Source organism: Streptomyces globosus, from assembly GCF_003325375.1.
Classification (GTDB): Bacteria; Actinomycetota; Actinomycetes; order Streptomycetales; family Streptomycetaceae; genus Streptomyces; species Streptomyces globosus_A.
The window spans coordinates 2132452-2155653 of record NZ_CP030862.1 but is presented as its reverse complement, the minus strand read 5'-3'; the positions used below and the strand labels follow the sequence as shown (position 1 = coordinate 2155653).

19 protein-coding genes and 1 pseudogene are annotated in these 23202 nt (G+C 74.1%); 5 read left to right on the top strand and 15 right to left on the bottom strand.

All coding sequences use genetic code 11. The features are described from left to right. The first annotated feature begins 19 nt into the window (after positions 1 to 19). Both fxlM and C0216_RS09870 read left to right on the top strand, forming a co-directional pair. Positions 20 to 2089, top strand: coding sequence for a methyltransferase, FxLD system (gene fxlM / locus C0216_RS09875; protein ID WP_114054909.1), 2070 nt, complete (start codon positions 20 to 22; stop codon positions 2087 to 2089). A gap of 85 nt (positions 2090 to 2174) precedes the next feature. Then, a pseudogene (locus tag C0216_RS09870) lies at positions 2175 to 3288 on the top strand (hypothetical protein). A gap of 208 nt (positions 3289 to 3496) precedes the next feature. Here C0216_RS09870 and C0216_RS09865 read toward each other — a convergent pair. The 8 genes from C0216_RS09865 to C0216_RS09830 all read right to left on the bottom strand — a co-directional run bounded on the left by C0216_RS09865 (position 3497) and on the right by C0216_RS09830 (position 11041). Continuing rightward, on the bottom strand, positions 3497 to 4513 hold the full coding sequence (locus C0216_RS09865; RefSeq protein ID WP_114054908.1) for a TIGR03842 family LLM class F420-dependent oxidoreductase: 1017 nt from the start codon (positions 4511 to 4513) through the stop codon (positions 3497 to 3499). 11 nt (positions 4514 to 4524) lie between these two features. Further along, entirely contained in the window at positions 4525 to 5925 is a 1401-nt protein-coding gene (hydA, locus tag C0216_RS09860; RefSeq protein ID WP_114054907.1) for a dihydropyrimidinase, read from the bottom strand. Between the two features lie 14 nt (positions 5926 to 5939). After that, the gene (locus C0216_RS09855; RefSeq protein WP_114058561.1) at positions 5940 to 7193 is read right to left on the bottom strand and encodes an aspartate aminotransferase family protein; all 1254 of its coding nucleotides are present in this window, start codon (positions 7191 to 7193) and stop codon (positions 5940 to 5942) included. 38 nt (positions 7194 to 7231) lie between these two features. Further along, on the bottom strand, positions 7232 to 8074 hold the full coding sequence (locus C0216_RS09850) for a nitrilase-related carbon-nitrogen hydrolase (RefSeq protein ID WP_114054906.1): 843 nt from the start codon (positions 8072 to 8074) through the stop codon (positions 7232 to 7234). Between the two features lie 167 nt (positions 8075 to 8241). Further along, a complete protein-coding gene (locus C0216_RS09845; protein WP_114054905.1) occupies positions 8242 to 10077 on the bottom strand; it encodes a hypothetical protein in 1836 nt (611 codons plus the stop codon). 45 nt (positions 10078 to 10122) lie between these two features. Beyond that, a complete protein-coding gene (locus C0216_RS09840; RefSeq protein ID WP_114054904.1) occupies positions 10123 to 10503 on the bottom strand; it encodes a PPOX class F420-dependent oxidoreductase in 381 nt (126 codons plus the stop codon). 9 nt (positions 10504 to 10512) lie between these two features. Beyond that, positions 10513 to 10704: a hypothetical protein gene (locus C0216_RS09835; RefSeq protein ID WP_114054903.1), complete on the bottom strand. Its 192-nt coding sequence runs from the start codon at positions 10702 to 10704 to the stop codon at positions 10513 to 10515. Positions 10705 to 10789: 85 nt separating this feature from the next. Then, positions 10790 to 11041, bottom strand: coding sequence for a helix-turn-helix domain-containing protein (locus tag C0216_RS09830; protein ID WP_114054902.1), 252 nt, complete (start codon positions 11039 to 11041; stop codon positions 10790 to 10792). A gap of 65 nt (positions 11042 to 11106) precedes the next feature. Between C0216_RS09830 and map the strand changes: the two genes are divergently transcribed. Beyond that, positions 11107 to 11874 (top strand): type I methionyl aminopeptidase, encoded by a 768-nt coding sequence (gene map / locus C0216_RS09825; protein WP_114054901.1) that lies wholly within the window; start codon positions 11107 to 11109, stop codon positions 11872 to 11874. 64 nt (positions 11875 to 11938) lie between these two features. Here the strand turns inward: map and ggt are convergent, their stop codons facing one another. Further along, on the bottom strand, positions 11939 to 13747 hold the full coding sequence (ggt, locus tag C0216_RS09820; protein ID WP_114054900.1) for a gamma-glutamyltransferase: 1809 nt from the start codon (positions 13745 to 13747) through the stop codon (positions 11939 to 11941). Between the two features lie 165 nt (positions 13748 to 13912). On the opposite strand from ggt, the gene C0216_RS09815 reads away from it, so the two are divergent. Next, a complete protein-coding gene (locus C0216_RS09815; RefSeq protein WP_114054899.1) occupies positions 13913 to 14647 on the top strand; it encodes a hypothetical protein in 735 nt (244 codons plus the stop codon). Here the strand turns inward: C0216_RS09815 and C0216_RS09810 are convergent. The 6 genes from C0216_RS09810 to C0216_RS34275 form a co-directional block, all read right to left on the bottom strand. Beyond that, positions 14598 to 15893 (bottom strand): cytochrome P450, encoded by a 1296-nt coding sequence (locus tag C0216_RS09810; RefSeq protein ID WP_114054898.1) that lies wholly within the window; start codon positions 15891 to 15893, stop codon positions 14598 to 14600. The genes C0216_RS09815 and C0216_RS09810 overlap by 50 nt on opposite strands. Before the next feature lie 100 nt (positions 15894 to 15993). After that, a complete protein-coding gene (locus tag C0216_RS09805) occupies positions 15994 to 16506 on the bottom strand; it encodes a hypothetical protein (protein ID WP_114054897.1) in 513 nt (170 codons plus the stop codon). Continuing rightward, positions 16503 to 18041: a sensor histidine kinase gene (locus tag C0216_RS09800; RefSeq protein WP_114054896.1), complete on the bottom strand. Its 1539-nt coding sequence runs from the start codon at positions 18039 to 18041 to the stop codon at positions 16503 to 16505. Before C0216_RS09800 ends, C0216_RS09805 begins: the two co-directional genes overlap by 4 nt. 9 nt (positions 18042 to 18050) lie before the next feature. After that, a complete protein-coding gene (locus C0216_RS09795) occupies positions 18051 to 18734 on the bottom strand; it encodes a response regulator transcription factor (protein ID WP_114054895.1) in 684 nt (227 codons plus the stop codon). A 34-nt stretch (positions 18735 to 18768) separates the two neighbouring features. After that, positions 18769 to 20445 carry a murein biosynthesis integral membrane protein MurJ gene (gene murJ, locus C0216_RS09790; RefSeq protein ID WP_428985413.1) on the bottom strand — a complete coding sequence of 559 codons (1677 nt, stop codon included), beginning with the start codon at positions 20443 to 20445 and terminating at the stop codon, positions 18769 to 18771. Further along, positions 20442 to 21551, bottom strand: coding sequence for a lipid II:glycine glycyltransferase FemX (locus C0216_RS34275; protein WP_246042800.1), 1110 nt, complete (start codon positions 21549 to 21551; stop codon positions 20442 to 20444). Before C0216_RS34275 ends, murJ begins: the two co-directional genes overlap by 4 nt. Before the next feature lie 292 nt (positions 21552 to 21843). Here C0216_RS34275 and C0216_RS09780 point away from each other — a divergent pair, with 292 nt between their 5' ends. Continuing rightward, a complete protein-coding gene (locus C0216_RS09780; protein WP_428985412.1) occupies positions 21844 to 23055 on the top strand; it encodes a L,D-transpeptidase in 1212 nt (403 codons plus the stop codon). Positions 23056 to 23202: the final 147 nt, after the last annotated feature.

Here is a 23202-nt window from a genome sequence, read left to right as displayed (position 1 = left end):
ACCTGAAGGAACGTCACCGATGCAGGGCACCTGGCACCAGATCAGCGTCACCTTTCCGGACCGCGCGATCGCGCAGCAGGTGATCTCACGGACGCTCGGCCCCGCCCTGTTCACAGCAGAGGAGAGAGGAGAGATCTCCGCCTGGTGGTTCATGAACAAGCAGCCGTGGAAACTGCGCGTGCATACCGTCGGCGACGAGACCCCCACCTTGTGGGACGCGCTCAGCGGGCTTGTCCGGGACGACCAGGTGCGGCAGTGGATTCCCACCATCTACGAGCCGGAGACCCTGGCCTTCGGCGGGGCCGAGGCCATGGAGGCGGCTCACGAGCTGTTCCACGCTGACAGCCGTCACCTGCTGACCTACCCTGTCCAGATCGGGCACCTCGGCCGCCGCGAGACCGCCGTACTCCTCGTCAGCGCGATGATGCGCGCAGCCGGACTCGACTGGTACGAGCAGGGCGACGTCTGGGACAAGGTCGCCGCCGAACGCCCGGCCCCGCCGATCCTCGCCTCCGAGCTGGAGGCGGCCATGCACTCCCTGCTGACCGTCGACGCCCGCACCCTGTGCCGGGAGGACGGCCCGCTCCACGGCCACGCCGACTGGGTCCGCGCCTTCGCACGGGCCGGAACCGCCCTCGCCGTCCTCAACCACGAAGGCCGACTGCGCCGGGGACTGAGAGCGGTTCTCGCCCACCACGTGATCTTTCACTTCAACCGGGCCGGCCTCCCCCTGGAGGACCAGAGCGCCCTGTCCAACCTCGCCCGAAAGGCCATCATGGGAACGAGTGACACCCCCGCAAGCACCCCCGACGGCACCCCGGCCGCCGATAGCGTCGGATCGGTGAACACCGACACGCTCACCACCCCCGACCCGACCGCGGAACAGCTCCGCAACGCCCTCGTCGACCAGATCCGCCAGGAAGGCCGCGCCACCAACCCGGCCGCCGAGGCCGCGCTGCGCACCGTGCCACGGCACCTGTTCGTGCCCGACGCCTCGCTCCAGGCGGCCTACGCCAACCAGCCGGTCCACGTGAAGTACGACACCGACGGCACGTCCATCTCCTGCGCCTCCCAGCCCGCCGTGGTCGCCCTCATGCTCGACCAGCTCGATGCCCAGCCCGGCGAGCGCATCCTCGAACTCGGCGCCGGCACCGGCTACAACGCAGCCCTCCTCGCCCACCTCGTCGGCGACACCGGTCACGTCACCACCATCGACGTCGACGACGACCTCGTCGAGCGCGCCCGCGCCCACCTGGCCGCCGCCGGATACACGAACGTCGAAGCCCTGACCCGCGACGGAGCCGTCGGCTACGCCGACGGGGCGCCGTACGACCGGATCATCGCCACGGTCGGCGCCCACGGCATCCCGCACGCCTGGCTCGACCAGCTCGCCCCCGGCGGGCGGCTCGTCGTTCCCCAGCGCATCAAGGGCAGCGTCTCCCGCTCCATCGTCTACGAACGCCGCGACGACAGGTGGGCGTCCCTCGGCAGCGAGATGAACACCTTCATGCCCCTGCGCCGCGGCATCGCGGACGACGGCCGGCGGATCATCCCCCTCACCGCGGACGGAACCGTACGACTGCAGGCGCCGGCCGGCACGCCCATCGACGCCGAGGCGCTGGCCCACGTACTCGAAGAACCGCGGGTCGAGGAGTGGACCGGGATGACGGTCCGCGCCATGGAATCGCCCGAGTGGATGGAGCTCTTCGTCAGCTGCTCCTTCGACTCCGGCCTGATCCGGATGCTGTTCCCGGCCGCTGCGAAGGGCACCGCCCTCACCGAGGACCCCTACCCCTCCTCCACCGCGGTCATCGACAAGGGCGCCCTGACCTACCTCGCCCGCCGCCTCTCCGACCAGACCACCCCTGAGGGCGGCAAGCTCTGGGAGTTCGGCGTCATCGGCCACGGCCCCGGCAGCGACGAGCTCGCCGCTCGGGTCGCTGAGGCAATCCGTACCTGGGACCACACGTACCGCAGCCGCGAGGCCGGCTTCGAGCTCCAGTCGCTCCAGGCGCCGGCCCCCGAGGAACGTCCCGGCCAGTTCGCCGTCGACACGCCCCTGAACAGGATCGTCATCGACTTCAACTGACCATGCGCCCCTGACCGTGTGGTGCCCGCCGCCCTCATCTCCGGCAGCCGGCACCACACGTCGGGCCGACCCCCCGGAGAACTTCATGGATCCGCACGGCCAGTTAGCCCGACGCTTCCCCCTCGTCGCACGGTTCCGGCCCGCCTGCCTTCCCCTCCCCGACCGCGTCCAGGCCCTCGCGACGCTCTCCGAGACCGCCGCCGCCCGCGCGGACCAGGGGCTCGCCTCGGCCGTCTACAACCAGGCCGCCCTGATCGCCTCCGATGTCGCATTGCCCGACCTCGCCCGCCAGCTGTGCCACCAGCACGCCGCCGCCTACCTGCACGCCACCCCACTCCGCCACGGCTGCGATCCGCGCCCTCGAGCCCATCGTCAACCTGGCCCGCCTGCAGATCCGCGCCGGACACCCCGACGACGGACGCACCCGTCTGCTGCGCCTCTTCGACGCCGTCACGAACGGCACCGCCGACCGATTCGACGACGCACACATCCCCGCCGACCTGGTCCAGTCCGAAGACGACCGGCGAGAAGTACGCGCCTGGCTGTGGCGGGTCCTCCTCGCCGACGGCTCCCGCACCCTCACCGGAAGCGGCCGGTGGGCCGAAGCCCTCGCGCACACCCGCGAACACCACGGCATCGGCAAGCGGATGTTCGACGGCCGTCAGATCGCCGTCGTCGCCGCCCTCACCAGCGGCAACACAGCCCACGCCGCCGAACTCATCGCCGACACGGCCGCTGGCGAACCGTGGGAGCATGCCGTCACTGCCTGCCTGCACGCCCTGTGCCGCGGCGCCTGCGCCAACTTGGACCACAGCCAGGAGAACGCGCTCGAAGCCGCGCTCCTTGCCGTCCCCGCTGAACAAGGGATGACGGTCTTCGACACCCGTCTTCGCCTCACAGCCCTGGACACCATCGCCTCCCCAGAGAGCCCGGCCGCGTACCGCATCACGAACGCGTTGCACCGGGAGGTCGTCCGAAGGCGTGACGGCTTCGCCGCCCGCGAAGTGCTGGAGGACCCGCTGTTCAACGAGCTCGCCACCCCGGAGCAGCTCCAGGACTGCCGCGGCCTCGTCTCAGCCTGCGCCCTGGGCTCCGGCACCATGCCCGCACGCCTGCGTCGCACCCTGGACGCGGCACTGCATCGGAGCGACCGCGTGATCAGAGAGAGTCTGTCGGCCCGCGGAGTTGCTGCGGGCTGACGAAGCCGGCGACCCAGCAATGAGGATCATTGCTGCTCCTTCGCTCGCAAGTCCATCAATCACCGGCGCGCTGCGGTGACGCCCCGCTTCCTGGAGGTGGACGAGGTCGCTCCGAAGCGTGCCGACGAGCTGGGACAACAACTGAAGGCGCGAACTGCGAACGAGCCAGTCAGAATCACCTTCCAGAGATGCGGACGGTCAGGGGCAGTCATTCGGCGAGCGCGGGGATGATCTGCGCGCCATAGGCGTCGATCGTGGCTTCACGGGCGTCGTGCATGTCGTAGACGGCGAACTGGTCGACTCCGAGGTCCCGAAGGGCCCGCAGCTTCTCGATATGGGCCTCCACCGGGCCCAGGAGGCAGAAGCGGTCGACGATGGCGTCGGGGACGAAGTCGGTGGACGGGTTTCCGGCGCGGCCGTGGTGGCTGTAGTCGTAGCCGTGGCGGTCCTTGATGTACGCGGTGAGCTCGTCCGGGACCATGCCCGAGTGCTCGCCGTACCGGGAGACCAGGTCGGCGACGTGGTTGCCGACCATGCCGCCGAACCAGCGGCACTGGTCCCGGGCGTGGGCCAGGGCCTCCGGGGAGTCGTCGGCCGTCACGTACGCCGGGGCCGCGACGCAGATCGTGAGCGCGTCGGGGTCTCGGCCGGCCTCTCGGGCCGCGTCCCGGACCGACTTCACCATCCACTCGGTGAGGAAGAGGTCCGCGAGCTGGAGGATGAAGCCGTCGGCCTTCTGCCCGGCCAGGGCCAGGGCCTTCGGGCCGTAGGCCGCCATCCAGACCGGCAGTCTGCCGTTCCTGATCCACGGGATGCGGACCGGGTTGCCGTCGACGCTCGCCTCGCGGCCCTCCGCCAGGTCGCGGATGACGTCGATGGCCTCGCCGAGGCGGGCCAGGGTGTTCGGCTTGCGGCCGGCGACGCGCATCGCGGAGTCGCCGCGTCCGATGCCGCAGACGGTGCGGTTGCCGTACATGTCGTTGAGGGTGGCGAAGGTGGAGGCGGTGACCTCCCAGGTACGGGTGCCCGGGTTGGTGACCATCGGGCCGACGTGCAGCTTCTGCGTGTTGGCGAGGATCTGGCTGTAGATGACGAACGGTTCCTGCCACAGCACCGCGGAGTCGAAGGTCCAGCCGTAGCGGAAGCCGTTGCGCTCGGCCCGCTTCATGAGGCTGACGACCTGGGAGGCGGGCGGGTCGGTCTGCAGGACGAGGCCGAAGTCCATGCGGGGTCTCCTTACAGGTACTGGCAGGTGGAGCGGTGGATGAACGCCCCGTGGCCGGCCCGGCCGGTGTACTGGCGGCGGTCGATGACGAGTTCGCCGCGGGAGAGGACGCTCTCCACGCGCCCGGTGACCCGCCTGCCCTCGTACGCCGAGTAGTCCACGTTCATGTGGTGGGTCTCGGCGGAGAGGACCTGTTCGGCGTGCGGGTCGTAGAGGACGATGTCCGCGTCCGAGCCTGGCGCGATGGTGCCCTTCTGCGGGTAGAGGCCGAACATGCGGGCCGGGGTCGCGCAGGCGATCTCGATCCAGCGGCGGCGCGAGATGTGCCCGTCGACGACCGCCTGGTGGAGCAGGTCCATACGGTTCTCCACCCCGGGGAGACCGTTGGGGATCTTCGAGAAGTCCCCGCGGCCCAGCTCCTTCTGCCCGCGGAAGCAGAAGGGGCAGTGGTCGGTGGACACCACCTGGAGGTCGTTCGTACGCAGCCCCCGCCACAGCGCCGCCTGGTGCTCCTTCGGCCGCAGGGGCGTGCTGCATACGTACTTGGCGCCCTGGAAGTCCGGCTCGGCGAGGTTGTCGGTGGAGAGGAAGAGGTACTGCGGGCAGGTCTCCCCGAAGACCGGCAGCCCCTTGTCCCGGGCGGCCGCCAGCTCGGCCACGGCCTCCTCCGCCGAGACGTGGACCACGTACAGCGGGGAGCCGGCGACCCGGGCGAGCTGGATCGCCCGGTGGGTGGCCTCGGCCTCCAGCAGCACCTTGCGGACCTCGCCGTGGTGGCGGGGGTCGGTCTCGCCGCGGGCCAGTGCCTGTTCGACGAGGACGTCGATCGCGATGCCGTTCTCGGCGTGCATCATGATCAGCCCGCCGTTGCCGGAGGCCCGCTGCATGGCGCGCAGGATCTGCCCGTCGTCGCTGTAGAAGACGCCCGGGTAGGCCATGAACAGCTTGAAGGAGGTGATGCCCTCGCCGACGAGGAGGTCCATCTCCTTCAGGGTGGCCTCGTTGACGTCGGAGAGGATCATGTGGAAGGCGTAGTCGACGGCGCAGTTGCCGTCCGCCTTCGCGTACCAGGCGTCCAGGCCTTCGCGCAGGCCGCGGCCGACGCTCTGGACGGCGAAGTCGACGATGGTGGTGGTGCCGCCCCAGGCGGCGGCCCGGGTGCCCGTCTCGAACGTGTCGGAGGCGGACGTCCCGCCGAAGGGCAGCTCCATGTGGGTGTGGGCGTCGACGCCGCCCGGGATGACGTACTTCCCGGTCGCGTCGAGGACGCGGTCGGCCGTCCAGGCTTCGGCGGCCGCCGAGCCGTGGGCGGCGAGGGCGGCGACCTTGCCGTCCTCGACCAGGACGTCGGCGTGGAGTTCGTCGGCGGCGGTGACGACGAGGCCGCCGCGGATCAGGGTGCGGTGGGACATGCGGCGCCTCCCGGCTACACGATGCTGCGCAGGGCCTGTTCGATGATGTCGGCGCCCTCTTCCGCCTCGGCGACGGTGAGGGACATCGGGGGTGCGATGCGCAGCACGCTGGTGTTGTGCCCGCCCCCCTTGCCGAGGAGCAGGCCGCCGCGGCGGGCGGCTTCCAGTACGGCCGACGCGGCGTCGGGGTCGGCCTGGTCGGTGCCGGGCCGGGTCAGCTCCACGGCGGCCATCAGGCCGCGGCCGCGGACCTCTCGGACGGCGGGCACGGAGGCCGCGGCGGCGCGGAGCCGTTCGAGGAGCAGGCCGCCGACGCGGCGGGCGTTGCCCTGGAGGTCGTGTTCCAGGAGGTAGCCGAGGTTGGCGAGGCCGGCGGCCATGGTGACCGGGGAGCCGCCGAAGGTGGAGATGGAGTTGGTGTCGAGGCAGTTCATCACCTCGGCGCGGGCGACGACGCCGCCGATGGACATGCCGTTGCCGATGCCCTTGGCGAAGGTGAGCATGTCGGGCGGGCCGCCCCGGTCGTGGGCCTGCCAGCCCCAGAAGTGGTCGCCGGTGCGGCCCCAGCCGGTCTGGACCTCGTCGCTGATCCACAGGATGCCGTGCCGGTCGAGGACCTCCCGGAAGGCGGCGTACAGGCCGTCGGGCGGGGAGGTGAACCCGCCGACGCCCTGGACCGGCTCGGCGATCAGCGCGGCGACGGAGCCGCGGGCCTGGCCGAGGACGTCCTCGAGGTCGGCGACGGCGGCCGCGGTGAACTCCGCGTCGGACAGGGCGGCGAAGGGGCCGCGTGTGCGGACGGCGCCGTGGACGTAGTACGTCTGCAGCGGCGACAGGCTCGTCGGGGACCAGCCGCGGTTGCCGGTGACGGAGACGGTGGTGAAGGACCGGCCGTGGTAGCTGTTGCGCATCGCCAGGATCTGGTTGGAGCGGCGGTACGCGGTCGCGAGCAGCAGGGCGGCGTCGTTGGCCTCCGTGCCGGAGGTGGTGAAGAAGACCCGGGCGTCGGGGATGCCGGAGAGCGCGGCGATCCGCTCGGCGAGCTCGACCATGGGGCGGTTGAGGTACAGGGTGGAGGAGTGGATGAGCCGGCCGGCCTGCTCGGAGACGGCCTTGGCGACCTCGGGCAGGGCGTGCGCGGTCATCGTCGTGAGGATGCCGCCGAAGAAGTCGAGGTAGCGGTTGCCGTCGGCGTCCCAGACGTGGCGGCCCTCGCCGTGCGTGAGCTCCAGGGGGTTCTCGTAGTACAGCGCGAGCCAGTCGGGCATGACGGAGCGGTGGCGGCTGAGCAGGGGGGTCGGGTCGGTCACGGCTGTACGAGCCCTCCGTAGGCGTCGGGGCGGCGGTCGCGGTAGAAGGCCCACTGGGTGCGGACCTGCGCGATGAGGTCGAAGTCCAGGTCGCGGACGAGGAGTTCCTCCTCCTTGTCGCTTGCGACGTCCCCGACGAACTGCCCGCGGGGGTCGACGAAGTAGCTGGTGCCGTAGAAGTCGTTGTCGCCGTACTCCTCGCGGCCGACGCGGTTGATCGCGGCGATGAAGTACTCGTTCGCGACGGCGGAGGCGGGCTGCTCCAGCTGCCACAGGTGTGCGGACAGGCCGCGGTGGGTGGCGGAGGGGTTGTAGACGAGCTGGGCGCCGGCGAGGCCGAGGGCGCGCCAGCCCTCGGGGAAGTGGCGGTCGTAGCAGATGTAGACGCCGACCTTGCCCACGGCGGTGTCGAAGACCGGCCAGCCGAGGTTGCCGGGGCGGAAGTAGTACTTCTCCCAGAAGCCCTTGACCTGCGGGATGTGGTGCTTGCGGTACTTGCCGAGGTAGCTGCCGTCGGCGTCGATGACGGCGGCGGTGTTGTAGTGGAAGCCGGGGCCCTCGATCTCGAAGACGGGGACGACGATGACCATGCCGGTCTCGCGGGCGAGGTCCTGCATGCGGCGGACGGTGGGGCCGTCGGGGACGGGCTCCGCCCAGCGGTAGTGCTCGGGCTCCTGCACCTGGCAGAAGTACGGGGCGTTGAAGACCTCCTGGAACCCGATGATCCGCGCGCCTTGGGCGGCCGCCGCGCGGGCGTGCGCCTCGTGTTTGGCGATCATCGACTCGGTGTCTCCGGTCCAGGTGGCCTGGACGAGTGCGGCGCGGACGACTTGGGCCATGAGCTGCTCCTCGCGACGGGAACGCCGACTTCTACGCACGTAGACGGTGTGCGTAGGGAGTAGAACGTAGGCCCCGTCACACGGCGGGGCAAGACCGCCTTGCACGGTTGGAGCAGTCGGTCGCAATCGCGCACGGCTCGGTCAGACTCGTTCACAGGGTGGTCGGTTCAGGAGTCGGGGAGTTTCGCGACGCGCAGGGCGTGGACGAGGTCGCGGCGGTGTCCTGCGGAGACGGCCTCGGCGGCGCGCAGCAGGCGGGGGACGAGCCGGTCGGGGTCGCGGCGGGCGGTGCGGGCTGCGTCCTCCGCGGTCCGGGCCCGTACGAACGCCTCCAGGACGGCGTCGGCCTCGCGCTCCCGGCCGGCGTCGAGGAGCGCGGTGGCGGCCTGGGCGATGTCGGCGGCGGGCCGGGCCACGCCCTGGCGCAGCAGCGCCGCGCAGTCGGCGTGCCGCCCGGCCGCCCCGAGCGCGGCCGCGACCGCCGCGAGCCGTTCGGGCGGCAGCGCGGCCGCCTCCCACAGCAGGGTGGCCCAGTCCGCGCCGAGCCCGGCGCGCCCCAGCGCGTCGGCGAGCGCGGGCAGCCGCTCGGGCGGCCAGCCGGCCGCCGCACACAGCAGGGCGTACGCCTCCCCGCCCCGCCCGGCGCCCCGCAGCCCGGCCAGCTCCCGCACGGTCCACCCGATGTCGGCCGCCGGTCCGTCGGCGGCGCCGGGGCCCACAACAGGCCCGGCGGCAGGGGCAGTTCCGCTCGCGGCGGAGGACGGGGCCGCGACGGGACGGGCGGCGGCTCCGGCGGCGGCCGGGTCGGTGGCGGCAGGGTCGGCTGCGGCCGCTTCCGACGCCCCCGCAAACCGCGCGCCCCGCGGGGCCGGCGCCGGTGCCGGTACCGGCCCGGCGTCGTACGGAACCCCTGTCGGCGGCGCGTCCTCCGCGGCCGCCGCGCCCGCGTACCGCGCCCCGCCCGCCTTCCGCGCCCGCCGCCGCGACGGCGGCGCGACGGCGGAGCCGGCACCGCCGTCCGGCTCCGTGTCGCCGGCGGCCGGGGCACCGCCCGGGAAGCCGCCCTCCGCGGAGCGGTCCGCGTCCTCCGCCCCGCGCGGGGCCTGGCGGGCGGGCCCCGCCTGCGGCGGGTCGGCCGGGTGGGCGGCGGGCGCCCGCCGTGCGGTGCCTGCGGGCGGCACACCTGCGGAGCCGGTCCCGCCGGGACGGCCCGCCCCGTACAGGCCCGGGTCCGGCGCCTCGTCCGAGGCGGGGTGGGCGCCCTGGACGGGCGCCGGCGGCGGATGGGGGGCCGCACCGCCCAAAGGGCTGTGCCCCGGCTGCACCGCCGTCGGCGGGGCCGGCGGCGTGCGGTCGGGGGCGGGCTCTCCGCCTCGCGCCGGTTCGCTGCGCGCTGGACGGCCCTGCCCCTCCCCGCCGCCTCCGCCCGACGCCGGAGGCCGTGCGTACGGCTGGGCGGGTACGGCAGGGAGGGCGTCGGCGGGGTGTGCGGGGCCCGGGGCGGGCGCGAGGGCGGCCAGGCGGGCGGTGAGGTCCGCGTGGCGGGATGCGGCGCGGGCCGTGTCGTCGCGGAGCCAGGCGTGTTCGGACGCGAGGGCCGCCGCCTCCGTGCGGTCGGCCGCCCCCGCGAGGCGGGCCGTCAGGGCGTGCAGGGCGGCTTCGCAGGCGGTGCGCTGGGCGGCGGCGGCCGCGACATGGGCGCGGAGTTCCTCCGCGCCGCCGGGCAGGCGGTCCCACTCGGCGGCCGCCTCGGCGCGCAGCCAGGCCGCGTAGCGGACCTCGCGGGCCGCGATGCCGGCGCCGCTGGCCGCCTCCAGGTCGGCGAGCAGCGACTCCACCACGTCCCACGGCGGCAGCGCCTCGCCCTCCAGGCAGGCCCGCAGCCCCTCGGGGTCCCGGCGCAGGAACTCCCCGTACCAGCCGGCCCCCGGATCCAGCCGCCGGGTCAGGCCTCGTAAGTAGCCGGAGAGTCGTGCGGTCGCCGGCGAGGTCGCGGTCTCCATTGCCGCATTGGATACCACCCGTGTTACGGGCGGGCTACGGGCGCCTCACGTGCGGATGGCGATCGCCACGTGCGGGCGCTTGCCGAGGCGGGCGGCCGCGGCGGGCAGGTCCACCGCCCAGAACTGCCAGGTGTACTTGCGCGACATCAGCCGCCGCACCCGCTTCAGCCCGTCCGCGTCAAGGATCCGCGCCGTTCCCTCCAGGACGCCGGCGCCCGGCTCGACGCGCCCGCGGACGTCGCACGGTGCGAGCGAGACCCGGCCGTTGTTCCGGATCCGCTTGACCTTCCAGGAGTCGCTGCGCGTCCAGACGAACAGCTCGCCGCCGTCCGCGACCGCCCACACGGGCGTGGCGACGGCCGTGCCGTCCTTCCGGTACGTGGTGAGGCTGACGTACTTGCCGCGTCCGAGCTCTTCGAGGGTCATCCCGCGAGGCTACGGCACGCCGGCCGGGTCGCGGCCGTCCGGTGGGGCGGGTGCGGGGCCGCGGGGCGCGGTGCCGCCCGGGGCGCCCGTACGGTGCGGGGCGTCTTCGGGGGCCGCGCAGGCGGCGACGAGCAGGCCGGCGGCGAGGACCGCGCCGAGGAGTCCGATTCCGAGGCGCTGGGGCGCGTTGCTCTCTGACACGCCCTCACGCTTGCCCCGCGGCCCGCCGCTCCCATCCCGGATTGGTCCGTTCGGCCCGCCCGGGGCACCCCGGGCCTCCGGCCGGTCAGGCCGGGACGAGGGCGCAGCGGCGGACGACGTCGTCCAGGGAGAGGCCGAGCGCCTGCGCCAGCGCGGCGACGGTGAAGAAGGCCGGGGTGGGCGCCCGCCCGGTCTCGATCTTGCGGAGGGTCTCGGCGGACAGCCCGGCCGCCGCCGCGACCTCGACCATGCTGCGCCCGCCGCGGGCCTCGCGGAGCAGGCCGCCGAGGCGTTCGCCGCGCTCGCGCTCTTCGGGGGTGAGGGGGGTACGGACCATGGCCCCATCGTACCGCCGGCCCCCAACAACAATCCCGGTAAAGTTATACCGGTATAGTTATTGGCATGGTGCAGTTGAAGACGGACAAGCAGATCGACGAGATGCGCGCCGCGGGCCGCGTCGTGGGCCGCTCCCTCGCCGCGGTGCGCGCGGCCGCGCGCGTCGGGGTGACGCCCCGGGCCCTGGACCGGGTGGCGCGCGGGGTGCTCGCGGAGGCGGGGGCGTCCTCGCCGTTCCTCGGCTACCGGCCGCGGTTCGCCCCGGTGCCCTTCCCCGCGACGGCGTGCATCTCGGTCAACGACGCGATCGTGCACGGCATCCCGGACGACCGCCCCCTCGCCGACGGTGACCTGGTCAGCGTCGACTTCGGCGCCCGCCTGCGCGGATGGGTCGGGGACGCCGCCGTCAGCTTCACGGTCGGCCGCCCCCGCCCCGCCGACCTGCGGCTCGTCGAGACGGCGGAGGCCGCCCTCGCCGCCGGCATCGCCGCCGCCGTCCCCGGCAACCGGATCGGGGACATCGCCCACGCGGTCGGGACGGTCTGCCGCTCGGCCGGATACGGCATCCCCGACGGGTTCGGCGGGCACGGCGTGGGCCGCGGGATGCACGAGGACCCGGGCGTTCCCAACGAGGGCCGGCCGGGGCGCGGCATGCCGCTGCGCCCCGGCATGGTCCTGGCGATCGAGCCGATGCTGATCGCGGGCGGGACGGACGACTACACCTGCGACGGGGACGGCTGGACCCTGCGCACCGCCGACGGCAGCCGCGCCGCCCACGCGGAGCACACGGTCGCCGTCACCGCCGCCGGCCCCCGGATCCTCACCGCACCGTGACCGCCGGCCCGCGCGGAGCCCGGTCCCGGCTCACCCGCGGCCCGGCGTCACGCCCGGCCCGGCGTCACGGCCTGCCGTGCGGGTGGACCGCCATCGCCGAGCCCCCGCCGCGCCGGGTGCGCTCCGCGGCCGCCAGCCAGCGCCCGTCCGGGAGCCGCTGTACGCCGGTCGCGGCGCCGATCTCCGGGTTCACCCGGAAGGCGTGGCCCAGCGCCTCCAGTTCGCTGCGCAGCGGGCTGTCCCACAGCCCCGGCTCCAGATCGGTGGCGGCCTGGTTGCGCTGGCTGGCGCGCGGCGCGGCGATCGCGTCGACCAGCGGCAGCCCGCGGTCCAGGTGCCCGGTCAGGGTCTGCAGCACCGTGGTGATGATGGTGGCCCCGCCCGGGGATCCCACCGCGAGGACCGGCCGCCCGTGCTCCAGCACGATGGTCGGCGACATCGACGAGCGCGGCCGCTTGCCGGGCCCCGGCAGGTTCGGGTCCGGCACACCGGGGGCGGCCGGGGCGAAGGAGAAGTCCGTCAGCTCGTTGTTCAGCAGGAAGCCCCGCCCGGGGACGGTGATCCCGCTGCCTCCGGTGGACTCGATGGTCAGCGTGTACGAGACGACGCTGCCCCAGCGGTCGGCGACCGTCAGGTGCGTCGTGTTCTCCCCCTCGTACGTGGTCGGCACCGCCTGCCCGGCCGCGGCGCACGGCTGCGGGTCACGCGGGTCGCCCGGCGCCAGCGGGCTGGCCAGCGCCCGGTCGGGCCTGATCAGGCAGCCGCGCGCGTCCGCGAACCGCTGCGAGAGCAGCTCCCGCGTCGGGACCCGCTCGAAGGCCGGGTCGCCGACCCAGCGGCCGCGGTCGGCGAAGGAGATCCGGGAGGCCTCGATGAAGCGGTGCAGGTACTGGGTCTGCGACAGCCGGCCCAGGTCGGTGCGCTCCAGCATGTTCAGCGCCTCGCCGACGGTGGTGCCGCCGGAGGACGACGGCGCCATGCCGTACACGTCGAGGCCGCGGTAGGAGATGCGCGTCGGCTCCTGCCGCTTGGTGGTGTACGCGCGCAGGTCCGCGGCGGTCAGGTCGCCGGGGCGGACGTTGCGGGTGGCGGCCGGGTCGACGGGCGGCCGGCGGACGGTGTCGACGATGTCGTCGGCGATCGGCCCCCGGTACATGGCCCCGGTGCCCTTGCGGGCGATCTCCGCGTACGTGTCCGCGAGGTCGGGGTTCTTGAAGGTGGAGCCGACGACGGGCAGGGCGCCGCCGGGCAGGAACAGCTTCCGGGTGTCGGGGAAGTCCCTGAAGCGGGCCTCGTTGGCCTCGGTCTGGGCGCGGAAGGTCGCGTCCACCGTGAAGCCGCTGCGCGCGAGTCTCTCCGCCGGCTTCAGCAGCTGCCTGAGCGGCCGGGTGCCCCAGGCGTCGAGGGCGCTCTTCCACGTGGCGGGGGTGCCGGGGACGCCGACGCCGCGGCCGCTGGTCTGGCCCTCCGCGAACGGGATGGGGACGCCGTTCTCCTGGAAGAGGGCGGCGGTCGCCGAGGCGGGCGCGGTCTCCCGGCCGTCGATGGTGTGGACGCGGCGGGTGCGGGCGTCGTAGTGGACGAAGTACCCGCCGCCGCCGATGCCCGCGGAGTACGGCTCGGTGACGCCGAGCGCGGCCGCGGTCGCGACGGCCGCGTCGACGGCGTTGCCGCCGGAGCGGAGCACGCCGATGCCGGCGGCGGTGGCGTCGGGGTCGACGCTGGCGACGACACCGCCCCAGCCGACCGCGACCGGCGTCTTGGCGGGGGTGCCCTCCCCGGCCGGGGCGGGCGGGGCCGCGGCGCCGGTGGACACGAGGGCCCCGGCGAGGGCGGCTGTGAGCGCTAACAGACGTGGGGCGGGGCGGCGCATGGCGTACCTCCGGTCGGCGACGGCCTGTCGGACCCCCTGGGACAGGGCTGCGGTCGGCACTGTAACTTCACGGCCCCCTCCGCGTCAGGAAGGCCCGGCGGCGGCGGGCACTTCGGCTGCCGCGACCCGGTGATTCCCCGCGCCCGCGGCACTAGCATCCGGCACATGGACGAAGACCTGCGGAACATCGTGCTCGGGCTGGCGGCGACCGCGATCAGCGGCGGCTTCGGATGGGTGACCCGTACGTACGTGTGGCGGCGTGCGCTGCGCCGCAAGCAGGCGTTCTTCGGGCTGCCGACGGGCTCGGACTGCCTGTTCGTGGTGAACCGGCAGATGGGCGGCACGGAGGGGTCGGTGCACCGCAACGACGCGTTCGCGCTGCTGGAGATATCCGCCCTGATCAAGGACTGCGGGGCGAACGTCCAGATCGTCGCGCACGACACGGTCCGCCAGGGGTTCGGCGAGCGGGCCGAGTTCTGCGTCGGCGGGCCCGTCTCGAACGCCCGGACGGCCGCCCACCTGGAGTCGATGCTGCCGGGGGTCTCCGTCGACGTGTCGACGGATCCGGGCCCGGACCGGGGGGCGATCCGGGTGGGCGGGCAGACGTACCGGTGGTCCAAGGGCCGGGCCGAGCACGTCGTCCTGGCCCGGCTGACGAGCGGCCCGGGCACCCGGCCGGTGTTCCTGATATCCGGTCAGACGGCCGTCAGCAACCAGGCCGGGGCCCGCTACCTCGCCCGCCACCACCAGGAGCTGGCCCGCCGGCACCGCGGCAACCCGTTCTGCCTGGTGCTGAAGGTGGTCAACTCGGCGGCCTACGGGCCCGACGTGGTGGAACTGCTGGAGGACGTCACCGCGGCGGCCCGGACACCCGCAGCGGCAGCCGCGCCATCCCGTTGATGAAGTTCGACACCAGGCGGCGCGGCGGTCCGGCGAGTTCGGGGGCGGGCATGGCGGCCCGCCACTCCTCCAGCAGCACCCGCAGCTGGAGCCGGGCGAAGTGGGCGCCGAGGCAGACGTGCGGCCCGTCGCCGAAGGAGACGTGCGGGTTGGGGGAGCGGTCCAGGAGCAGGCGCCCGGGGTCGGCGAAGACCCGCTCGTCGTGGTTGGCGGAGGCGTGGAAGACGACGACCTTGTCGCCCGCCCGGATCGTCCGGCCGGCCAGCTCGGTGTCGGCCGCGGCGGTACGGCGGAAGCTGAGCACCGGCGGGTGCACGCGCAGCAGCTCCTCGACGGCGCGGTCCGCGGGCACCGCCCCGGAGGCCAGCCGGCGGTAGGCGTCCGGGGCGCCGGCGAGGGCGAGCAGCGCGCCGGGGGCGGCCGAGCGCACGGTGTCGTTTCCGGCGACCGTCAGCAGGAAGAAGAACATCTCCAGCTCGGCCGGCTCCAGCGAGGCCTCGGCGAGGGCCGTCATGACGTCGCCGCCGGGCCGGCGCCGCTTGTGCCCGGCGAGTTCGCGGGCGTACGCGAACATCTCGCCGAGGAGGGCCGGGGAGCGCGGGTTGAGCGGGGTGCCGTCGGGCCCGCGCAGCGGCTCGGGGGCGTCCTCGGGATCCTGGTAGCCGATGACGCGCACGGTCCAGTCGAGGAGCAGGCCGCGGTCGGCGGCCGGGATGCCCAGCAGGTCGGTCAGGTTGAGCAGCGCGTACTCGTCGGTGACGGCGGGGACCACGTCGCAGGCGCCGTCCTCGGCCTTCGCGCGGGCGCCGGCGAGGAGCGTGCGGGCGCGTTCGCGGACGCGGTCCGCGAAGGCGTCGACCCGGGCGGGCGTGAACGCGCGGGAGACGGTGCGGCGCAGCCGGCCGTGGCCGGGCGGGTCCTGGTTGAGCATGGTCCTGCGCAGGAACGGCAGGTCGGCGGGGTCGGGATCGCGGATCTGGGTGGCGCCGGCCCAGGAGGAGTAGGCGGTGTGGTCGCGCAGGACGCGGACGACGTCGGCGTGCCGGGTGACGGCCCAGAAGCCGGGGCCGGCCGGCCAGCCCAGCACCTCGGGTTCGTCCTGCCAGGCGACGGGATGGCGGTCGCGCAGCAGCCGGTAGCGGTCGTGCGGGATGCCCGCGGCGTACAGGCGCGGGTCGAACACGTCGGGGACGGCGCCTTCTGCGGGGGCGGGGCCTCCGGTGCGGTCCGGGGATGCGGCGGGCATGGGCCCACGGTGGCGGGGCGGACCCGGCGCCGCAAGAGGGCCCGCACGGCCTGCCCGCTCCCCCGCCGCCCCCACCCCTCCCCCGCGGCGCGGCGCGCCGTCAGAGGCGGCCGGCGCGGCAGGGTTCGGGGGCCAGCACGGTGTCCTGGCCGCGCAGCCTCGCCTCCACCTGCGAGGCGGCGTCGGCCACCGCGGTGCACACGATCTGGCTGCGGGCGAGGTCCGACAGCCCGGCCACGTTGATCGGCAGGTGGACCTCCACGACGTCGCCGACGGGGCCGGTCGTGGTGGTCGTGGCGGCGAGTCCGGCGTCGACGGCGGGCAGTGCGGTCCCCAGGCCGGAGGCCAGCTCCCGCTGGCTCGGCCCGGCCAGCAGCCGGAACAGCGCGCCCTGGGCCCCCGGTTCGGCGTACCCGGACCGCATGGCGATCAGCCGCCTGTCGGGGGTCAGGAAGTACACCAGCGAGTCCGCGGTGCCGCTGGGCGCACTCACGGCGATCTCGGCGGGGGCCCCGCTCTCCACGACCCCCGTCGTCTTGATGCCGCAACCGGCGAGCAGCAGCCCGGCCGCCGCGGCGGAGGCGGCGCGGGCGGCACCGCGGATCCTGTTCATGCGTCGGCCTCCAGGGGCATGTCGAGGGTGAACACAGCGCCGCCGGAATGCCCGTTGCGGGCCTCCAGGGTTCCGCCGTGCAGCCGTACGTTCTCCAGGGTGATGGCCAGGCCGAGGCCGCTGCCGGCGGAGCGGGTGCGGGCGGCGTCGGCCTTGAAGAAGCGGTCGAAGATGTGCGGCAGCACCTCGGGGGCGATGCCGGGGCCGCTGTCGGCGACCTCGACGACCAGCCGCGGCCCGCCGGGCTGCGGGCGGGTCCGCACGGTGACGCGGACGGGGGCGCCGCCGTGGCGCAGGGCGTTGCCGACGAGGTTGGCGAGGACGACGTCGAAGCGGCGCGGGTCGAGGCGGGCGCGGGCGTCGCGGGGCAGGTCGGTGACGACCCGGGTGCCGTCCCAGTGGCGTCGCTCCAGGGTCTTGCGGACGGCCTCGGCGACGTCGACCTCGTCCAGGTTGAGCTCGGCGGCGCGCGCGTCGAAGCGGGAGATCTCCATCAGGTCCTCGACGAGGACGGCGAGCTTGCCGGTCTCGGCGCTGATCAGCCGCAGGGCCGCGGCCGTGTCGGCGTCGAGGCCCGCTGCCTCCTCGTCGAGGACCTCGGTGACGGCGAGCATCCCGGCGAGCGGGGTGCGCAGCTCGTGGGAGACGTCGGAGGCGAAGCGGCGGGCCCGGGTCTCGGCGTCCCGCAGCTCGGCCACCGACGCCTCCAGGGCGCGGGCGGTGTCGTTGAACGTGCGGGCCAGTCCGGCGAGTTCGTCGGCGCCGCGGACCTCGATCCGGGTGTCGAGGCGGCCCCGGCCCATCTTCTGGGCGGCGCGCCGCATGTCCCGTACGGGGCGCAGCACGCTGCGCGCGGCGAGCAGGGCGGGGATGACGGCGGCGGCGAGGCCGGGGACGGCGCCGCGCTGCGCGGCCTCGACCATGGCCTGCACGGTGGTCCGCTCGGCGGAGAGCGGCATGGTGGCGAAGACGACGAGTCCGGTGGGCGGGCGGGTGTCGTTCGCGCGGAACACCGCGGGCATCCCGACGGCGAGGTAGGGGTCGCCGTCGGCGTCGGTGACGCGCTGGAAGGCGCCGTGCGGGTGGGCGGTGACCTGGCGGCGGAGCCGGTCGGTGACGACGGTGGAGGTGGGCGAGCCGTTGCTGGAGGCGCGCAGCCGGCCGTACTCGGCGAAGACGTTCCAGGGGTGCGGTTTGCCGCGCTTGGCGAGCTCGGAGACGAGGCGGTCGAGCTGCGCCTGGTCCATGGGCAGGCTGACGGGCTGGGCCTCCATCAGGTCGCGCAGGGTGCTGACGGCGGTGTCCTGGCTCTGTTTGAGGACGGCGTTGCGGGCCTGCTGGTAGGTGAGGGCGGCGGTGGAGACCGCGCTGACCGCGGCGACCAGCAGGAACGCCGCGATCAGGCGGGTGCGCAGGCCGAGCGGGGCGATGCGCCGCTCGCGCGGGGTGCCGCGGCGGCGGCGCCCGGCGTACCACCGGGGGCGCCCGGCGCGGGCGGCGCGTGCGGTGCGCCCGCGGTGTGCGGTGCGTGCCACCGGGCCCGCCTACAGGGGGCCGAAGCGGTAGCCGAAGCCCCGCACGGTCTGGATGTAGCGGGGCGCGCCGTCCGGGTCCTCGATCTTGTGGCGCAGGCGGCGCACACAGGCGTCCACGAGCCGGGCGTCGGCGTGGTAGCTGTGCTCCCACACGTACTCCAGGAGCTGCTGGCGGGAGAAGACCTGTTCGGGGGAGGCCGACAGGTGGAGCAGCAGCTTGAGTTCGCTGGGGGCCAGGGCGATGCGCTCGCCGCCCCGGGCGACGGTCAGCCCGGCCCGGTCGACGGCGAGGTCGCCGTGGAACTCCACCTGGGGCCGGCCGCCGGCGGGGGCGCCGAGGCGGCGCAGCACGGCCTTGATGCGCGCTTCGATGACCTCGGTGCGGGCGGGCTTGACGATGTAGTCGTCGGCGCCGGCCTCCAGCCCGACGACGATGTCGAAGTCGTCGCCGCGCGCGGTGAGCATGATGATCGGGACCTGGCTGGTCTCGCGGATGCGGCGGCAGACCTGTACGCCGTTGATTCCGGGCAGCATCAGGTCGAGCAGGACGAGTTCCGGGTGGAAGCCGCCCATCAGGGCGAGGCCGGCCTCTCCGGTGTCGGCGGCGGCCACCTCGTGGCCGCGGCGGCGCAGGCCGAGGCCGACTCCGGCGCGGACGGAGGGGTCGTCCTCGATCAGCAGTACGCGGGGCATCGGGCGGTGTCCAAGCAGTCGGGCTGCTCCCGGGTCAGCGGCGCTTGCGCCGCAGGGAGTCCAGCAGGCGGGTGAGGGCGGTCAGGCGCAGCGGCCGGGCGAGCAGGACGACGACGAGGGCGATCACGGCGGTTCCTGCGGCGGCGGCCGTGATGTCCCCTGCCGGGGCGGCGGCCCGGGCGGCGGCGTGGCCGGCGGCGGCCGCGGGCAGGGACGCGGCGAGGAGCCGCAGGTGGGTGCGCAGGGCGGTGTCGGTGTCCCGGCCGGCCGGGCCGGGGCGCGGGCCGAGCCGCCGGGCGAGGGTCCAGGCGGTCGCGGCGAGGCCGGCGCACAGGGCGGCGGAGTAGGCGGCGGCCATGCCGGTGACGGCCCAGCGCGGGGGCAGCAGCAGGAAGGCGGCGGCGGACAGCCCGGCGTTGAGTCCGGCGATGACCAGGTTCAGCAGGAAGGGGGTGCGGGTGTCGGAGAGGGCGTAGAAGCCGCGGGTGAGGACGTACTGGCCGGACAGCGCGATGAGGCCGGGGGCGAAGGCGGCGAGCATGCCGGCCATGACCGCGACGTCGGCGGCGCCGGTGCGGCCGTACCCGAAGACGCTGCCGATGACCCAGGGGGCGAGCGCGGCGAGCAGCGCCGCGGCCGGGACGATGAGGGCGGCGCTGGAGCGCAGCGCGGAGGAGACGTCCCGGCGGACGGAGGCGAGGTCGCCGTCGGCGGCGGAGGCGCTCATGCGGGGCATCAGGGCGGTGACCAGGGAGACGGTGATGATGCCCTGGGGGACGATCCACAGCTGGTGGGCGTTGCTGTAGGCGGTGTAGCCGGCGCCTCCGGCGAGGCCTGCCTCGACGGCCTGCCCGCCGGCGGTGGTGGACAGCCGGGTGACGACCCAGTAGCCGATCTGGTTGGTGAGGACGAGCAGGACCGTCCAGCCGGCGTTGCGCAGCGGCCGGGCCAGGCCGCTGCCGCGCCAGTCGAAGCGGGGGCGCCAGCGGAAGCCGGCGGCGCGCAGCGAGGGGGCGAGCGCGGCGGCCTGGACGACAATGCCGGCGGTGGTGCCGAGGCCGAGGAGGCGGGTCTCGGCGGCGGTGAGGCCGTCGCCGCCGTGGGCGGCGTACAGGAAGTACCCGAAGACGGCGGTGACGACGACGTTGTTGAGGACGGGGGTCCACATCATGGCGCCGAACCGGCCGCGGGCGTTCAGCACCTGCCCGAGCAGGGTGAAGAGGCCGTAGAAGAGGATCTGCGGCAGGCAGTAGCGGGCGAGGGCGGTGGTGGTGTCGGCCTGGGCGCCCGTGTACGGGGTGTACGCGGCGACGATCGCGGGGGCGGCGAGCACGGCGGCGGCGGTCAGCAGCAGGAGGGCCGCCGTGCAGGCGGTCAGCAGCCGGTCGGTGTAGGCGGCCCCGCCGTCGGGGTGCTGCCGGGCTGCGCGGACCAGCTCGGGGACGAAGACGGCGTTCAGGGCGCCGCCTATGAGCAGCATGTAGAGGATGTTCGGGACGGTGTTGGCGACGGTGTACGCGTCTCCGAGCAGCCCGGTGCCGAGGGCAGCGACGACGACGGCGGAGCGGACGAAGCCGGTGGCGCGGGAGACGACGGAGCCGGCGGCCATGAGGGCGCCGCTGCGCAGCACGGAGCCGCGGGGCTGCCCGGCGGCGGGAGCGGCGCCGCCGGGTGCTGCGGTGGTGCCCGGTGCGGGTGCGGCGGCGGTCACCGGCGGGCCAGGTAGGCCTGGAATGCCTTGTGCAGGGCCGCGTTCGCGTACCCGTCCATCGCTGTCTCCCACTCTCCGAGCGTTTCGACGACCTGTCCGCCGGTTCCGAGCTTCCAGCGCAGCAGTCCGAAAGAACGTTCGTCGGGGTCGAGTGTGGAGGGTACCCCGCGCATGTCGTACTCGTCCGCCCCGAGGGTGTGGGCGTCGCGCATCATGCGCCACTGCAGGGCGTTGCTGGGCCGCACCTCGCGGCGGTGGTCGGCGGAGGCGCCGGTCTGGTACCAGACCCGCTGCCCGGTGGACACCATGGTGTGGGCGGCGAGGACCTCGCCTTCGTGGACGGCGAGGTAGAGCCGCATCCGGCCGGGGGCCTCGGCGTTGAGGACGGCGTACTGCTGCTGGTAGTAGGCGAGGGAGCGGCCGAGGCGGAAGCCGTCGCGCTCCTCGGTGATGCGCAGCAGCCGGTGGAACTCGGGCAGGTCGGCGGCGGTGCCGAGGACGGTTTCCACGCCGGACTTGGCGGCCTTGCGGACGTTGCGGCGCCATTCCTGGTTGAGGCCGGACCAGAGGTCGTCCAGGGAGCGGCCGGCCAGCGGCACCCGGAAGACGTGGCGGGGCTGGGCGTCGCCGTCGTCCTCGCCCCCGCAGCGCTGCCAGCCGCGGGTGCGCAGGCGGTCGGCGAGGGCGGCGCCGACCGGGTCGACCTCGGTGGCGAGGACGTCGGCGAGGCGGCGGCCGGGCCCGGTGGCGGCTTTGAGGACGGCGGCGTCCCAGCGGCGGTAGGCGGGCGAGGGGCCGATGCGGACGGCGAAGGCCCCGGCGGCGCGCAGGTGGCGCATGAGGGGGCGCAGCCAGGGGTCGATGCGGGGGTCTGACCAGTCGGCGACGGGTCCTTCGGGGAGGTAGGCGAAGTATTTGCGGGTGCCGGGGAACTGGCGGTAGAGCACGAGTGCGGCGCCGGTGATTTCCCCGCCGGGGCGGTGCCATCCGACCGTTTCCGCCCGCCAGAGGTCCTTTACGGCGGCCCAGGAGGGGTATTGGAGAAAGCTGGCCCGACCGTGGCGGCGGAGGAATGCGCTGTATTCGGCGGTGGACAGGGAGCGCACCGTCCGGTCGGGCTCCCCGTGCCGCAGGGAGGGGGTGGCGAGCAGTGCGCACACGGCGGTGGCCTTCCTGTACGTCCCGTCCGGGCGGGGTTGTGGGTGGGGCGCACAGGACTCTCACAGGCGTCGATGACCGTGCTGCGCAACGAATGTGACCGTTCCATGACCGTTCTGCTCCGGTCCGCGTCACAGGCGGCTGCGGGATCTTTTCCGATGATTGCGCAACCTAGAGTCGCCCTGACCGCATCTCCTTGTGCGGACGATCCCTGACGCCGCTACCCGAGAGGGCCCTCCGTTGAGCCGCACACGCCGCCTCGCCCGACGCCGCCACGCCGTTGTGGCGGGCACCGCCGTACTCATGGCCGCCGCCCTGACCGCATGCGGCGGCGGTGGCGCGAAGGAGGGCGGTGACGCGAAGGGCGATCAGAAGAAGAAGTCGGAGATGGCCATCTCGGTGAACCTGACGGGCGAGCAGGCCAAGCCCGGGGAGCCGGTGACGGTCACGCTCGCCGAGGGGAAGCTGTCCCTGGTGAAGGTGTCCGACGGCAAGGGCGGCGAACTGCCGGGCAAGATAGCCGACGACGGCAGGACGTGGACCTCGGAGCGCAATGCGGCGCCGGGCACGCAGTACAGGGTCGACGCGCAGAACACCGACAGCCAGACCGCGACGGCGCAGTTCGGGACGGCGGCCGCGGACAAGGTGAACAAGGTCACGATCGTGCCGGGCAAGGGCTCCACGATGGGCGTGGGCCAGCCGGTCTCGCTGGTGTTCGACAACCCGGTGAAGAACAAGGCCGAGGTGGAGAAGCGCCTGAAGGTGACCACCTCGAACAACACCGAGGGTTCCTGGGGCTGGTTCAAGGACTACACCGGCAACGACCGCGTGGACTGGCGGCCGAAGGACTACTGGAAGTCCGGGACCGAGGTCAAGGTCGAGATGAGCCTGAACGGCGTGGACTCCGGCCCGGGCGGCGGCTACTTCGTCCGCGACTACGACACGAACTTCACGATCGGCAAGGACCGCCGGCTCCAGGTCGACCTGGACGCCAAGAGGATGAACGTGGTCGAGGACGGCCAGACCGTGAAGTCGATCCCGGTCTCGGCGGGAACGCCCGGCGGCAAGAAGGCCTCCTGGTCCGGGAAGATGGTGCTGATGACCAAGGAGGGCACCATCCGGATGGACTCCCAGACGGTGGGCCTGGGCGACGCCTACGACAAGATGGTCGACTACTCGATGCGCGTGACCTGGTCCGGCATGTACATCCACGCCGCGCCGTGGAACGCCGCGAAGTTCGGCCGGGAGAACGCCAGTTCCGGATGTGTCGGCATGAGCGACTCCGACGCCAAGTGGCTGTTCGGCACGGCCCAGGTCGGCGACCCGGTCGAGGTCGCGGGCAGCGGCTCCAAGGGCCGGGCCGACATCGGCAACGGGTACGGCCAGTGGAACCTCTCCTGGGACGAGTGGAAGGCCAAGAGCGCCCTCTCCGGCGCTGCCCAGAACGGCTGAGGCGGCACCGCCCCGCCCATGAGCGTGCATCGCCCAACAATCGTTACCAGTGCGTAACTTACTGGCGGGTTACCTCCGGTAAGCGGCTCCGGTTACCGTTCGGTCACTCCGACACCGGCGCACGCGAGGAGCCCCCTGTGGTCCGCA